This is a genomic window from Pedobacter faecalis, from assembly GCF_030182585.1.
Lineage (GTDB): Bacteria > Bacteroidota > Bacteroidia > Sphingobacteriales > Sphingobacteriaceae > Pedobacter > Pedobacter faecalis.
Map to the genome: position 1 here is coordinate 1,419,495 of NZ_JARXOW010000001.1, position 15,554 is coordinate 1,435,048.

The window sequence follows — 15,554 nt, forward strand, 5'->3', positions numbered from 1 at the left end:
TTTAAATTAATGGCCAGGTTCCAAAATTAGATTTTCGTCTTATACATTGTTTTGCAGAATTGGCATATTGATATGGGTTTTTGCCCCCTGGTGCACCGCATCAAGTTCCATTACTCTTTGCAGGGATATACCAGCCTCTGTCATTTCCCCAAGCCCAATATAACCAAGACCCTGCATAAAATAGCAATGAGCCTGGTTGCGGACATTCAGGTCGTCCTCAAAAATAAGCAGATTGGGCAGTGACACCGCAAAATAGTCTATTTTCACCTCGTCATTCATATGCGCAGCGGCATAGTCAATGAGCTTATTGAAAATCATGTCGGCCTGTACATGCCCGTTAAGCTTTTTCCAGGCAAGCCCCTGATAAAAGATCTTGTCCGGTTGCTGATCATTGTAAAACATCGCCGCCGAAGGCTCGTCCAGCCCGACAGTAGCCTTCTCAAAATAATACCTGGCCTGCTCACGGTCGCCATAACCTTCCCAGGCGCAACCCAGCCAGTAAAATATATCGTTCTCCTGGGTACCGAATAGCTTGCCCTCGCCTAGGTTATGCGGATATTGCTGTGCAGCATTGAGCATACCAATGGCTTGCTCAAAAGCGCCCAGCAGGATTTGTTCTTTAGCCAGTTCCATCAGACTGTACACGTACTGACCTGAAGCCTTGCCTTCTCCGCCCTCCCAGGGGTGAAACTTTCTCGTCATCAGCAAATCCAGCGCCTTGCGGTGCTCTCCCATAAAGTTCAGGAGACTCACATACTCCAGGTACATATCGTCCCTTTCAAAAACCACGTCGAGGTTTTTCTCCATAAAGATGCGGCGCTGCTCGGCAGACCTGTTGAGGCGCTTGTAGAGCTGATCGAGCTCCATCAATACCCGGGCATCCGAGGGGTCGAGTGCAAAGGCCCGCTCAAAACATTGAAGTGCCCTCTCTGCATCATTGCGCTTATTGAAGTATGCAATACCGAGGTTTCTGTAAGTAGTTGGAAACGCTGCATCACGTTCTGCCGCAAGCTCCCAATACCTGATCGCCTCATCATATTGCCGTTTGTCGTAGAACAGGTTGCCCAGATAGTATGGCGCCCGGCCGTCTGCTTCGTTTACACGCAGCGCCAGTTCCAGTGCGGCGATGTCTTCTAACCGGTTCGGGAAACACAGGTATGCACTGGCAGCCGCTGCTGCCCCAAGCCATTTGTCGCGCTGGTCGGCCCTGCCCAGCTCATGGTTAAATGCCGCCAAATGATAGTACACCATGGGACTGGTTGTTTCTTTACCGGCTGCATGCGCAAGCAGGTCGGCCGCCTCCACATACAGGCCCGAAGCCGCGTAATCGAGCGCATAGGTGATAAAATTCTGTGCCTCACCGCGGGAAAGGCGGATGAGCTCGTCCATCGCCGATTCGCATTCCGAGTGCTGCCCATTTGCGCCATAGACAGAAGCCAGTTCATACAAGGCGCCGAGGTTGAAAGGATCGCGCTGCAGTGCTCCTTCTGTTACATCGAGCGCATCGCTAAGCCTACCAAGCTTCCGCAAAGCAGCAGCTCTAATCACATAAGCCTTGCTGCTGGCCGCATTGTTTTCAAGAGATAAGCCGATATGCTCCAGGGCCGACTGATAATGACCCCGGGCCATATCGATTTGCGCTACGCCCAGGTAACCACTGTCTTTCCAGGCCCTGCCCCAGGTCGACTTATAAAAGGCGGCATAAGCCTCATCTGTTCTGCCTAAAAACTTCAGGCAAAGCCCGAGGTTATAGTAAGGCTCCGTATCGTACGGATTAGGATTCCGCTGTATGCTGGTCTCCACCGCCCTTCTCAAATACCCTTCGCTCCTGGCAAACTGCCCCCTCCGCAAATACCACAAGCCCAGGGCGTTGTTGCAGCGCAGGTCTTTAGGGTCCCGCTTTATCGCCTCCTCGTAGTAGGGCACCGGACTATAAGTGGCGTGCCTGTATTGCTCTAGGTGCTGGGCGGTCAGAAACAACTGCTCGTTGCTTTCCGTTTGCTCCGGACTCAAAGCCGGGCTAGCCGGCTCCGGTATTTCGTTCACCCTGTTCAGCGCAGGTTCATAGCGGATCAGTTCTTCGCCTCCGGCTGAGAGGATCTGCAGGACCAGCTCGTTCTCCTGGGTGCCGGCTGGGATGCTGACCTGTTTGGTATAGACCGTTTGCGGGGTCAGACTAAAGCTTTCGGTGAACAACACCTCTGCCTCCCGAGTGAGGCTGAGGGTAATATTTTCCTGCTCAGAGGTGACATACACTTTGAGGTCGACCACCCCGCCCGCCAGGTTCATGGCCAGCAGGACATCTTTAGTGGCGTTTTTTACAACGCCTAGTTCCCGGTAGGGTAAAAAATACTGGGTAAATGATTTTTCCTCGTTTGGCATCAGCCAGGTAAAGTCGGGCTGGTTGTCGGTAAACATACCGGTCATCAGTTCTATATACGGACCATCCTCGTCCGTCAGGTTCCTATCCCATGCCTGCCCGAAATCGCTGTGACCCCAGGTCCATTGCTTTTTGCCGGGCGACACATGGTGATTGGCCACATGGAGGAGTCCACCGCGCGAGTCATGCTCATAGCCCCCTACAAAATCATAGTCTGAATTAATCGCCATGTATGACGTAGGCACCGGAATATTCTTGTACATGGAAATATCCGTACCCGGCGAATAGTCTACCTTGTAGTACGTACCGGTAGCTATCGGAAAGGTAGACACATCCCTTTTGCCATGGTCGAACACCGCGTTCACATCCGGAGGGAAAACAGACTGGTAGTGATCGTTGACTTTCACAGCGGGGTTTGCCCACCACAAAAAGGTCTGCGGCAGCAGCGAGCGGTTGAGCAACTTAGCTTTGATCTCAATATAAGCTTTGCCCGGATGCAGCGTAAAACCTGCCATACCTTTGGTGTGGAACATCTGCTCCACCTCATTGACCCATACCGTCTTACTGCCATCGGCATTCTCCTCAATTTTATAGTCGACCGGATCAAAGGTACTTGGCCTGTGATGCTGGGGCCAGTTAAACTCTATTCCGCCGGAGATCCAGGGGCCAGTAAGGCCCACCAGGGCGGGTTTGATGACCTGGTTATAATAAATAAAATGACGCTCGCCTATCTTGTCATAGGCCATTTGTATCCGGCCACCAAGTTCAGGCAGGATCATGACCTTCAGGTAAGCGTTCTCCAAAAACAGTCCCCTGTACGATTTATCCGCCTTCTCGTCATAGATCTTTTCGATCACCGGGTTTGGATATACCACCCCGCTGCTTCCCTGGTAGACGCGCTTTTCAAAGAACATCGGGTTCCTATCCGGCTTTCCTATACCGTAGGTCGGAATGCTTACAAGCTCTTCCCAAACATGCACTTGTGATGCTTTCATTGTATATTTTTTGATGTAGTAATGATTAAACTGTTGTTGTTCCGGCAGAGCCTGTCAGTGGCGCACAAAATTGTCTTCCAGCTCTTCCAGGGTTTGTCCTTTGGTTTCCCGCACCCTGCTTTTAATGAACAGGAAGCCCAGGAAGCATATTCCGGCGTATAAGTAGAACGGCCCGAAGGTGCCAAGCTTCTCGGCCAGTACAGGAAAGGTGAAGACTAGGATAAAATAGGCAGCCCAGAGGGATACGATGGCTACTGTAGAAGCCGCTCCCCTTACCCGGTTCGGGAAGATTTCCGAGATCAGTACCCAGGTAACCGGCGCAATGGAGATGGCATACATGCTGATGGCCAGCAGTACGAAGACAGATACCGCAGCCGCGGGAAACTGGTTCTGCAGCAGGTAGGCCAGAATGAGGTATACGGCCGACAAGCCCAATGAACCGATAAGCATGAGCGGCTTTCTCCCCAGTTTGTCTACCTGCCACATCGCCAAGACGGTAAAAACCAGGTTTACAGCGCCTATAGAGATCGTCTCAAATAATTGCTGATCGAGATTTGCGCCTACTGATTCAAATATGGTTGAGGTATAATTAAACACCACGTTGATCCCGCACAACTGCTGGAACACGGCGAGCACGATGCCGACGATCACAGCGGGCCGTACGCTTTTTTCGAAGACGGCTTTGAACGACATCTTCTTCGCGCCGCTGAGCGACTTTTCAATATCGTTGAAGGTACTGTCGACGAAGCCTTCCGACCCCAGCTTAAGGAGTACCTTTCTCGCCTGTTCCATTCGGCCTGCCTTTACCAGCCAACGTGGACTTTCAGGTAGCCATAACACACCGATCAGGAAGATCACCGAGGGCACCACACCCAGTCCGAACATCCAGCGCCAGGCGTCTTCGCCCGTGCCCGCAAGCAGGTAGTTGACCAGATTCGTGACCAGAATACCTGTAACCACGGTAAGCTGGTTGATCGCCACATTTCGTCCCCGTACCTTAGCCGGCGAAATCTCTGCGATATACATAGGACACAGCATAGAAGCCATACCAACCCCAATGCCGGCAGCGAAACGCATGATGACGAAGAAGCTGAGGCTGGGCGAGACCGCGATGGCCAGCGACGACAGCGCGAAGATCAATGCCGCGATGAGCAGCCCGGGCCGCCTGCCATACCTATCGGCTATATTACCCGCAATAAGGCAGCCTACAATGCAGCCAAGGGCAAGTGATCCTGTCAGGAATCCCTCCCACCAGGCATCGAGCATAAAGGCGGTCCGCAAGAAAGGCAGCGCACCGGAAATAACGGCAAAGTCGAAACCAAAGAGGTAACCCCCGAGGGCCGAAATAAAAGATATACCGATGATATACCTGTGGTTAAAAGTGAGTTGTTCAGTCTGCATTCGATGTTTATATTGGTTGATTTAAAATTGCCTGTTTATCGTTTAAAACCAAATAGATAATTGCTGTTAAAAGATGGACTTTATTACCGCTGCCGCACCGCCGCCCGGAGCCAGTTTAAGGCTGATCTTCGTTTTACTGGTCACCCGCAGCGTTTTGCAGTCGTACAGCTCCGCATCCACCTCCGCGTTTTGTCCATCAGTATACAGCACCACTTCGTAAGTGCGGCCTGCAGGTAAAAAGCCAAAGTCGACCTCCAGCGTTCGGCCGGTCCAGTTGGTCATGGCCCCCAGGTACCAGTCGCGCCCCTTGCGTTTGGCCACCACCGCATATTCCGCAAGTTCAGCACTTAGCACCCTGGTTTCATCGCACACTGCGGGAACCTGAGAAAGATATTGCATAATATCAGGATACTGCATATACGCAGTGGGCGAATCGGCCAGCATACCGAAAGGCTGATGATAAACCACAAACATGGCCATTTCATGGCACCTGGTGCCCTGGCCTGAGGGCAGACCGGGATCTATCGGTTTGAAATCGGCCTTAGTTTTATTGCGCATAGCTCCAGGGGTGTAGTCCATCGGCCCTGCCAGCATACGTATAAAAGGGATGATCAGGTGATGATCAGGCGTAATGGAATAGTCCCATTTGTGCGACTCCGCCCCCCGCACCGCCTCATAGTTAACGATGTTCGGATAGGTTATTTCCAGACCTGTGGGTTTTGGGCAGCCATGAAAATTAACCATCAGCTTCCGCTTGGCGCATTCCATCGCAATCGTTTCCATCGAGCGAATAGCCAACTGGTCGTCGCGGTCGAAGAAATCGACCTTGATGCCAACCGCTCCTGTTGAAGCGATAAAATCGAGACTTTTATCGAGGTCCTTCAGAATGGAACTGGCTACACACCACAGAAACACACCCACTTGTTTGTCGCGGGCGCGACTGATCACAGCCTTTACATCAAGCTTCGGGTTTACTTTGGTTACGTCGTAATTATCCGACCAGCCCGCATCAATCATGAGGTATTCCAGTTTGCCCGCCGCTGCAAAATCCACATAATAGTTATACAGCGCCGTATTCCTGTTGCCCATACCCGACGCCACGGGAGCCCCCGGAAGCAAGGCATCGTGCCACCACTCCCAGGTGGCCTTTCCCGGCTTTATCCAGGAAATATCTTTGAGCACATTAGGCCTCGCAAGCTTTGCAATCAGCCTGTTGGTCAGCAAAGAGCGATCATCATCTGTCGCCATCACCACCCTCCATGGAAAACTCCTGCTGCCGCTGGTCCGCGCCAGGAAACCTGCACGTTCCTTCACTACCGAAACAAAATTGCCCCAGCTGCCCATTACCGTCTTAGCAGGGTACCCCGCCCACTCGCCCCGTAGCATCTCGCCCTGCTTCTGCAGGTACATACCCGGATAATCAAACACGTCCGACTCAGCCAGGATGATCCTGATGCGCTGCAATGTGTCGCTGAACAAAGCCGGTGTAGTAGCCCGTTTCAGGTCGGCCACTTTAGAAAAGGCATCATGGCGGATATAAGAACCCTCCCAGGTGGTATAGTTGTCCGTTTCCTGCCAGATCACCGCGGGATCGCCTTCCAACCGGAAGTCGGCCTGCTCTGCCACGACGGTTACTGAATCCGCGATGCGGGTCACAAAGCGGTACGCCACCCCCTCGTTATATGCGCGCAACACCAGGTCAAAATCCTCCTTAAAGGAGATGACCAGCTCATTAAAATCTTTGCCTCTTACAGCCGATGTACGTAATATATTTGCTGCCGGCCCCAAGGTGCGGTCGCCCAAACGCATCGATATCGCAGAAGGATGTAAAATCTCCCTGTCGTTATAGCGTACGCTGTATCGGAGACTGTCGCCCGCCGCAACGGAAATCGACATCCTTTTATTTGGGGAGCGAACTACATATCGGCCGTCGGCGGCATCTATGTTTTGGGCAGACAGCAGGCAAATCAGCAGTGCGACGCAGCTGCTTAGCGTGATCAATTTGTTCATAAGGAATATTTGGCTCGTTCAATGAACGTAAATCTCGCCTAAAAAAGAGCCCTCATCAATGGACGATAAGGAGGAAAACATGGACTTTTTGTTACATTTGGTTACATGGAAGAACCAAAGAAAATAAAGGAAGGCTTTCTGGGTCAGAAAATGATTGTCCTGACCCCCAACATCAGGAAGAGCATCAAGAATAACCCGCTGATCAGCCCGTTTTATCTCACCGCGATCGGGTATTACCCTCATGCTACGGGGCACGACCGTGAACGGAAAACCGGCTCGGCAGAGTTCATCCTGCTGTACTGTATAGACGGCGAAGGACGCATAGAGATGGACAATACCACCTACGACCTGAAAGCAAACACCTTCTTTATCATCCCGAAGAACGTACCCCACCGGTATTACAGTTCGGTTAAGGCGCCATGGAGCATATACTGGCTGCATTTCAGCGGATCAAACTCAAGAACCATCTATGAACGCTCGCTCAGCGATGGTGTACACCAGGTACATGCCGTGCCCTTCGAGGAATACCGCATCCAGCTGTTCAACCAGATTTATACCATTCTGGAGCAGAGCTTTAATGCGCGCGACATGGAAATCATGAACTTCCGTGTGCTTCATTTTGTTACCTCACTGATTTATTACAGGGAGATCAACCCGATTGTAAACAGCCAGGACGCGATCAGCAATTCCATATTGTACATGAAGGCCAACCTCGACAAAAAACTGTCCATCAACCAGCTTGCCGAACAGCAGAAAATATCCCTGTCGCATTACCTCCGGATCTTTAAACAGAAAACGGGCATTTCGCCCATTTCCTATTACAACCAATTAAAAATCCAGCATTCCTGTCAGTACCTCTACTTCACAGATAAAAGTATTAAGCAGATATGCAACCTGATCGGTATTGAAGACCAGTATTACTTTTCAAGGCTCTTCAGTAAACTGATGGGCACTTCGCCATCAGAGTATCGCAAGAAGCATAAAAAATAATACCGGCCAAAAAATTACAATTGCTTAAAGAAGGACAACTCCATCAGGTGCAGGTAATTGGCCCCGCCCCAGGTTTCGAGCACCTTAAACCTAACATAGCGGTATTCGGGCAAACCTTCTACGGTAAACTTCTCGCCAGCGGCGGCAAAGTTGCGGTCGGCATCACTTACCTGGCCCTTGGGCAACCCTGACGGCTTGAAAGAGTTGAACGTACCCAGCTTGGTCCAGCTGCTGAAGCTGCCATCGGACGACGGATCGTTACTGCCCCACAGCTCAAACTGCTTCAGGTTACCCACATCATAGAGCGCAGAAGTGCGCTGCCATACCCGGAAATGATCAAGCTTGGCTTTTACGCCCAGATCAACGGTAAACCACTGTGGCATAGACGTACCGGGCGTATGAAAGCCCGGCCCCGCATTTTCAGCCGTCTTTTTATCCCACAGGTACTGCAGTTCCCAGCCGTATTCCGACCGGATGTCGGTAGGCAGGTTGCGCTTGGCAAACAGTGCCTTATCATACTCCACGATGGCCTTGATGACCGGAAAATCACTGTAAGCGCCCACCTCAAAAGCATCCGCGGCAGTTTTTTCGGGCTTGTAGGCCGACTTATACTGCACTGGCGTACCAAATTTATAATTGGTTAGCGTCACCGAGTTTTCATCCGGAGCGAGAACCTTCTCCTCCACCACGTCCGAGGTGTTGGTGTAACGGATCTTTGTAGAGAAATTCGCAGAATCAGCCTTATTGAAATGAAGCACCACCGAGGAGGGGCTGTTGACCACATAAGGATTGGCCGCATCGTGCGAGCGGTTGATCAGGCTGGCGATATAAGCCGGGCCATATACCCTTACATTGTTCAGTTCCTGACCCACGGATTTGTTGCCTTGCGCATCGCGGGCCACAATCTTAAAGCTATATACATATTCATTGAGGTTCGGAATAGAAACGCTCATCTTAACTGCGGGGTCGTTCGATGTGGCATTGACCACCAAAGAGTCGGCCCCGTTGTTCCAGGTTACCAGATAGCTTTTGATACTTGGATCTGGACTCGGGCTCCAGTACAGGACCGTACGGAGGTTGCCCGCCTGATAGCCCACATTGGTTGCCAGGCCCGGATAGGTAATCTCTTTATTTTCGAGAAATTCCTTATAGTCGTCAGCGTACTTTTTACAGCTCGCCAGGGTGAAGGTCGCAACTGCAATTAACGCGATATGGAAAATGGTTTTCATTTTTGTCGTGTTTAGATTAACGATAGTTTGCTTACAACGGATTGCCATACAAAGTGATCTCCATAGCGTTCACATAATCTTGCCCGCCCCAGGTTTGGGTAACATGGAAGCGGATATACCTTACCGATGGTGCCAGTCTCGGCATCGTAAAGTTTACACCCTTAGACACAAACTCCTTATCAGCCGCATTGGCTTGATTTGCTGGTAAGCCTGATGGCGGATTCGGGAAGGCAAAATTACCCATGTTTATCCAGTCGCCCACCACCGTGCCTGGCGCTGAACTGCCCGGCAATGAAGCGTCGGCAGGGTTTTGCTTCTCCGAGCCCCAAACGGTAAACTTCCGCGTATTCTGATAAGCATAATACTCAGATGGCCGCTGCCAAAGCATAAAACGGCTGATCTTGGCTTCTACACCCAGGCCAAACGTGCCGATCGTTTTAGGTGCGCTCAACGTATGCCAGCCCGGATCGCCCAGGTTACCATCAAAGAAATACCGGAACTCCCAGCCATAGCCGATCGGTGCGTCGCTAGGCAGGCGGTACACGAAGAACTTCGATTTGTCGAGCACCGACTCCGCCAGGGGTGTCAGCGTTTTAAACACCGTGTCTGATGCATTGCCAAACCTGTCCATCGTATATACCCCAACTTTTTGCGGGGTAGGCGGCAGGTTCCTTACCGACACATCGATGGTGTCGCCATTGATGTATTCGGGCTCCTGCTCTTCGTACGACTTCGTCCGCTCGTTGTACACCAGCATGTGCAAGGAAACGGGTACACGGTTAGTGTTCAACCCAAAAAAGTTCGCCCCGCCAAAATCAGGGCTGATCTCCAGGTTCGAGTTGATCAGCAGGTAGTTCGGCTTTTTAGGGCTCACCTTTACCACTACAGGATCCGATTTTACATTGGCCCGGCTTACTGCATACAGCGTGACCTCATATTCCTTTTCCCGGGCAAAGCCGTCGACCACAATCGTGTCGGTATAATAACTCGCCTTGGTTTCCCTCACCCGGTTATCGTTGATCGGGTATTGCGCCAGGACGTACAACAGGTTTTTCGAATCAGGAAGGCGGTACATGATCCTCGCACCACCATTAAAATTTTCCACCTTTACGTTGGTGACCACGCCTGGCTTGGTCATATCATCAGACACCACCTCCGCAACCGTGTCGGCTTTTTTACAAGCAGCCAGCGCACCCAGCAACATCGCGGGAAGCAGCATAAACCGGAAAACTCTTTTGAAATCTATATTTTTCATCTCTCAGTCAATCAAAATTTATCTCAAATATTTGCACTACCAGAACGGATTCTGGACAAGATTTTCGTTGATCACCACATCTGTATTCCTGATCGGCCAGAGGTAATCCTTTACGCCAAACACGGGGATCAGCACGGTCTGCGGACGATAATAATCGACAGCATTGCCCTCCTGCACATGCCAGCCTTGCAGTGGCCGACTTAAAACGCCCTGCAGCTCCTTCCAGCGGCGCAGGTCCCAGCCAATCTGTCCCTCAAAACACAGCTCGATACGGCGCTCCTGGTGAATGATGGCACGCAGCTTATTCTTATCGGCCGGGTCGTTCGGATTTTTAGCGTAAGCCGCCCAAGCCTCGCGCACACCCGGCAGCTTGGCACGCTGACGAACCTTGTCGATATACGTGTAAACTTCTTCGGATGGGGCTGATAAGCTCTCATTAAGGGCCTCGGCATACAGCAGGTACAGTCCGCTTAGCCTGATCAGCGGCATGCGGAAAGGCTGATACACCACACTCTCATCCAGTACAGACAAATAGTTGCCCAGCTTCTTCGGCCAGTAGCCGGTTACGTTGGTGGCAAACACACTTTTTGGTCCCGCAAAGGCGAAAGGCCCGCGTGCCTGCACATAAAAAGCATCACTTTCATTCCGCTTTCCGTTTCCAAACCAGATACCCCCATCGAAACCCACGCTGGCATAAAAGCGCAGTTCGCGATCGAAATGCCCTTTTGCCGTTTCGTAGCCCGATTTGATATAAGACTTCGTCGCATCTGTACCTACCTGCGGTGTATTCCGGTTTGCATAATCCCAGGTTTTATCCTCCGTTATTGGCACCCCGTTTTTGGTATAAAAAAGCTCCGCTGTAGAAATCGGCACTGCAAAATTCGAAGGATGCTCATTGCTGAACGCAATAGCCTTCGAACTCAGCTTAGGAATTACATAACCCTGAAACTCAAAAGCATACTGCGAAGCCATGATCAGCTCCGGGTTCTCCTCCCAGCGCTGGGTAACCGCCGCCTGCAGCGTAAGTACATTCTTCAGTTCGTTCGATACATTTTCCACCTGGTCGGACGGCACCGCAGTGTAAAGGCGGCCGCCGTGCGACTCAAATTCCAGAATTGCTTCCTTACATGCCGTAGCCGCCTTAACCCATTTCTGCTGATCATAAGTTGCCGGGAACAGGGCCTTGCCCGACTTATCACGGAACGAAGCGTAATCGGGATTGCCATTAAAAAGCGGACTTGCAGCCGTGGTAAGCACCTCGGCCTTTACGGCCATGCCGATAGATTTCGTGACCCGTCCAAATTCATTGATCCGGTTCTCGATGGTTGGCGGCAGATCAGGGATGGATTCTGTAAGTAATTCTTCCACATAAGCGAAGCACTCGTCGACCGTAGAGCGGGCCACTTTAGTGTCCGCAATCGGGCCGTCGACCGGCCTGTTTTGTTTGATCAGCACGATCGGGCCATACAACCTCATCAGATAATAGTGATAGTAAGCTTTCAGAAACTTCACCTCCGCAATCCAGCGCTTCTTCTCCGTCGCTGTCAGGTCGATAGGTTTATCGATGTTTTCGAGCATAATGTTGCAGCGACGGATCGCCACATAGATCGCCTGTCCGCCGTTCGTACCGCTCCAGTAATCGAGCGCCGGCTGCGACACATTCTGCACGCCCCTCACGAGCGAAAAGCCCGGTGAAGTGATCTTGTTGAACGGATTGCCCTCAAAATTAGGGTAGATGACCTCTGCCGATACGGTAAATCCAGGGTTGCTCACTATATCGCGGCACAGGCTCTGATAGGTATTGTAGCACCCGTAAAGATAATTCTCGGCCTCGTTTCTGTTAGAAAAAGCATAGTCGAGCGTACCCACATTGTTGGGCACCACATCCAGATATTTTTTGCACGACGTGCCCGCTACGCAAAGCAGCACCAGGCAAATCAGTTTATGATAGAATCTCATGTCTTTCATCGTTATGAATTATAAGTTCAGGTTTAAGCCAAAATTGAACACCTTCTGTACCGGATAGGCAAAACCATTGCCGCCCAGTTCCGGATCCCACATTTTAAAAGGGCTCCAGGTAATCAGGTTTAAACCGTTCAGGTAAAACCGGCAGTTCGACAACTTAAGCGAGTTGGATATCCGCGCAGGCAGCGTATAGCCGATCTCGACAGATTTCAGGCGCATAAAGCTACCATCCCGCAGCCACCAGGTGCTGTTCTGCAGGTTATTGGCCACCATGGCATTGCTCATGCCCAGTCTGGGATGCATGGCGTATAAGTCCTGGTTTTCTTCCGACCAGTGACTATCGGCAAATGCCTGCAGCACCTGCGTATTGCCGTCTATATAAGGCACGTTGCGTTCAAGAAAGGGGCTAACCTTCCTGGGGTCGATAAAGAAGGAAACCCGGGCCTGTCCCTGGAAGAAGGCCGATAGATCGAAGCCTTTAAAACCAGAAGAAAAACCGAAACCATACACGATCTCAGGCGTGGTGGGGTAGCCCATAAACACCTGGTCGAGGTCGTCAATTTTCCCGTCGCCATTTACGTCACGGTATTTGATATCTCCGCCCTGCGGCAAAATACCGTTGATCCGGTTATTGTAGGCATCGGTGGTCGACATGATCTGGCTTGGTGAGTTGCGTGCCTCTTCGTCGTCGACAAACAGGCGTTCTGCGATATAGCCGTAACCGCGACTGATGGGCTGACCGATAAACTTGCGCCAGCTCTCGGCATAGTTGGGTTCTTCTATATAGGTGTATTTGTTGGTGGAGTACGTAAAATTACCACGCAAAGCAGCCCATAGCGTGTTGTTAAAAGTCTGTTTATAGTCGAGCGACAAATCAATACCTTCAGAATCCACCTCACCAAGATTGGTGCTCACTGCCGCTTCAAATCCTTCGGTTGAAGGAATAAACCGCTCTCGCAAGATATCATAGCGATGGTTTTTATACACCTCGGCTATCATGCTGAAATTTTTCAGGAAAGTGATCTCAGCCGCCAGGTTGGTCTGACGTGATGTTTCCCAGGTAATGTTTGAGTTGGCATAACTGCGGATGGTTACCCCGTTCAGCTGGTTCTGGTTATTGACGCCAAACTGCGCGAAATTACCCCCGTTCAGGTTAACATCGGAAAGATAGAAGAAACGCTGACTTCCGATGGCGTCGTTGCCCACCAGACCATGGCTTGCGCGGATCTTCAGCCGGTTTATGAAACCATTGGTGTTCCAAAACTCTTCATTGGAAGCCACCCACGAAACACCAAAAGTTGGGAAGAAACCAAAGCGGTGTTCCTCCGAAAAGCGCTCGGAACCATTGTAACCAAAGTTGAACTCCGCAAAGTACCGGCTCTTGTAAGAATAAGTAGCCCGGCCGGCAAGCCCCATGTTCCGGAATGGCAAGGAGTAAGGCAGCGTTGTGGTATTTGTACGCGGATCTCTGGCACTCGAATACAAGGTCTGCTGCATGGTACCGATCAGTGAAGTACTCACGTTGTGACTTCCAAACTGCCTGTTATAGTCGACCGCCCCCTGCAAATAATAGAAAGAATTGGCATTGGGCTCGTTCTTGCTGTATACCAGATACTCTGTAGGCACATTGTTCGGCACATTGTTTCTGGGGTTAAGCCAAGTCAGTTTATAGCTGTTGTTTAGCTTGTCGTAATCGCTGTAACTATAGAAGTAGGGCGAATAAGCCAGTTGGGAATCAAAGTACGAATACCTGTTCGTATTAAATATACCCCTGAACTTTAGGCCCTCGGTAATAAATTTAAAGTCCTGATTCAGCTCCAGCTGGGCCGACATACGCGACTCCGAAAAGTTCTTGTGCCCGCGCAGCAACTGTGCATAAGGATTGCCCGTAGGGAAACGGATGCTGTTTGTTGCCGTACCATCCGGACCGCCAATGTTGCCGAACAGAATATGATTGGCCCGTGCATTGGCCTCATCGGCAGGATAATACGCAGGGAACAGCACCGGACTCGCATGCATCGCTACGCTGTACAAGTCGGACGCAAACGAACCATCGGCCGTGATCGGCCCGTTATAATCGCTGAACGTACCCGACAGCCTTACGATAGCCTCAGTGGTCTTGGTCAGGTTTACGTTCACGTTAGAACGCAGCTGATAGTTCTGGAACTTCACATTATTGTCGTTGTTATTGCGTGTATCCGTTTTCAGCACGCCATTATCACGATTGTATGAACCCGCTATATAATATCTCGCCACAGAACCACCGCCGTTTACACTCAGGTTGTTCCGCTGCGTGCTCGCGTTTTTCTTAAACAACATATCCAGCCAGTCGACCGCCGGGTACACATACTCATTGCTTCCCGGTGCTCCCGCCATCGTCGCCTCCGTATTGCGGATTTTAGTTGGCGTAAAAGGCAAAGGCAGCGTCGGATCACGCGTTAGCGAAGCCTCGTTATACATATGCATATACTGGATGGGATCAACCAGATCAAGCGTTTGGGTAGACTGCGACATGGAGTACTCCGACCTGAAATTGATCTTCGCAGGCCCTTCCTTACCTTCTTTGGTGCTCACCAGGATCACGCCGTTGGCTCCTCTCGCACCATAAAGGGCAGTTGCACTCGCATCTTTCAGGATCACAAAGCTGGCAATATCGTCTACCTGCAGCCTGGCCAGGTCGTTGGTAGTCAGCTCCACGTTGTCGATCAGGATCAACGGGTCCTGCTTATACCCGAACGTAGTAACGCCCCTGATGAAAAAAGATGCATTATCCTGCCCTGGCTGTCCGCTTCGCTGATAAGCGATAACCCCTGCCGCCTGCCCCGCCAGCGCATTGGTCAGGTTACTCGCCGGAATCTTCAGGTCGCCCGGCGTAATGCTCGTAACAGAGCCCACCAACGCCTCCTTGCGTTCGCGTTTACCGAAGGCTGTTACAACGACCTCCCCTACCTGTATGGCATTTTCTTTTAAGATGATGGTAAGCGTTTTGGTGTCGGCAGTAACCGGAACCAGCCTGTCGAGATACCCTACATAAGATACCTTGAGGACACTCCCCGGCACCACATCAATAACAAACTTACCGTTGGAGCCAGTCATGGCCCCGTTTTTCGATTCCTTCTCCACAACCACACTGGCACCGGGGATGGCTACACCCGCGGAATCTGTAACAGTACCAGTAATCGTAATCTTGGGCTGGGTCTGCGCAAAAGAATTATAACAGAACACCAAAAGCGCCGGAATCAGCAATGATAAAATTCTTCTCATACTTAGTCATATTTGGTTTAGTAAACTTAGACCAATACCACTGGTATAAAAATGGATAATGCAGA

Annotated in this window: 8 protein-coding genes; 1 reads left to right on the plus strand and 7 read right to left on the minus strand. The window is 51.0% G+C overall.

What is annotated here, in order from left to right; all coding sequences use genetic code 11:
- Positions 1–39: 39 nt before the first annotated feature.
- From QEP07_RS06345 to QEP07_RS06355, 3 genes are all read right to left on the minus strand, one after another.
- Positions 40–3,375: a DUF5107 domain-containing protein gene (locus QEP07_RS06345; protein WP_285009116.1), complete on the minus strand. Its 3,336-nt coding sequence runs from the start codon at positions 3,373–3,375 to the stop codon at positions 40–42.
- A gap of 54 nt (positions 3,376–3,429) precedes the next feature.
- Positions 3,430–4,776, minus strand: a complete 1,347-nt coding sequence (locus QEP07_RS06350) for a sugar porter family MFS transporter (RefSeq protein WP_285009117.1) — start codon at positions 4,774–4,776, stop codon at positions 3,430–3,432.
- A gap of 66 nt (positions 4,777–4,842) precedes the next feature.
- Positions 4,843–6,786: a glycoside hydrolase family 97 protein gene (locus QEP07_RS06355; RefSeq protein WP_285009118.1), complete on the minus strand. Its 1,944-nt coding sequence runs from the start codon at positions 6,784–6,786 to the stop codon at positions 4,843–4,845.
- 105 nt (positions 6,787–6,891) lie between these two features.
- Here QEP07_RS06355 and QEP07_RS06360 point away from each other — a divergent pair, with 105 nt between their 5' ends.
- Positions 6,892–7,776: an AraC family transcriptional regulator gene (locus QEP07_RS06360; protein ID WP_285009119.1), complete on the plus strand. Its 885-nt coding sequence runs from the start codon at positions 6,892–6,894 to the stop codon at positions 7,774–7,776.
- Positions 7,777–7,790: 14 nt separating this feature from the next.
- Here the strand turns inward: QEP07_RS06360 and QEP07_RS06365 are convergent, their stop codons facing one another.
- The 4 genes from QEP07_RS06365 to QEP07_RS06380 are packed head-to-tail and all read right to left on the minus strand — an operon-like array spanning position 7,791 to position 15,489.
- Positions 7,791–9,005, minus strand: coding sequence for a DUF5000 domain-containing lipoprotein (locus tag QEP07_RS06365; protein ID WP_285009120.1), 1,215 nt, complete (start codon positions 9,003–9,005; stop codon positions 7,791–7,793).
- Between the two features lie 31 nt (positions 9,006–9,036).
- Positions 9,037–10,260, minus strand: coding sequence for a DUF5000 domain-containing lipoprotein (locus QEP07_RS06370; RefSeq protein ID WP_285009121.1), 1,224 nt, complete (start codon positions 10,258–10,260; stop codon positions 9,037–9,039).
- 36 nt (positions 10,261–10,296) lie between these two features.
- Complete coding sequence (locus QEP07_RS06375) at positions 10,297–12,228, minus strand: RagB/SusD family nutrient uptake outer membrane protein (protein WP_285009122.1); 1,932 nt, start codon at positions 12,226–12,228, stop codon at positions 10,297–10,299.
- Between the two features lie 9 nt (positions 12,229–12,237).
- Positions 12,238–15,489, minus strand: coding sequence for a SusC/RagA family TonB-linked outer membrane protein (locus QEP07_RS06380; protein ID WP_285009123.1), 3,252 nt, complete (start codon positions 15,487–15,489; stop codon positions 12,238–12,240).
- Positions 15,490–15,554: the final 65 nt, after the last annotated feature.

What these genes read in the sequence shown, in the direction of transcription:
- QEP07_RS06365 (WP_285009120.1), bottom strand. Translation starts at nt 9,005, where the DNA reads ATGAAAACCATTTTCCATATCGCGTTAATTGCAGTTGCGACCTTCACC.
- QEP07_RS06375 (WP_285009122.1), bottom strand. Translation starts at nt 12,228, where the DNA reads ATGAAAGACATGAGATTCTATCATAAACTGATTTGCCTGGTGCTGCTT.
- QEP07_RS06355 (WP_285009118.1), bottom strand. Translation starts at nt 6,786, where the DNA reads ATGAACAAATTGATCACGCTAAGCAGCTGCGTCGCACTGCTGATTTGC.
- QEP07_RS06370 (WP_285009121.1), bottom strand. Translation starts at nt 10,260, where the DNA reads ATGAAAAATATAGATTTCAAAAGAGTTTTCCGGTTTATGCTGCTTCCC.
- QEP07_RS06350 (WP_285009117.1), bottom strand. Translation starts at nt 4,776, where the DNA reads ATGCAGACTGAACAACTCACTTTTAACCACAGGTATATCATCGGTATA.
- QEP07_RS06360 (WP_285009119.1), top strand. Translation starts at nt 6,892, where the DNA reads ATGGAAGAACCAAAGAAAATAAAGGAAGGCTTTCTGGGTCAGAAAATG.
- QEP07_RS06345 (WP_285009116.1), bottom strand. Translation starts at nt 3,375, where the DNA reads ATGAAAGCATCACAAGTGCATGTTTGGGAAGAGCTTGTAAGCATTCCG.
- QEP07_RS06380 (WP_285009123.1), bottom strand. Translation starts at nt 15,489, where the DNA reads ATGAGAAGAATTTTATCATTGCTGATTCCGGCGCTTTTGGTGTTCTGT.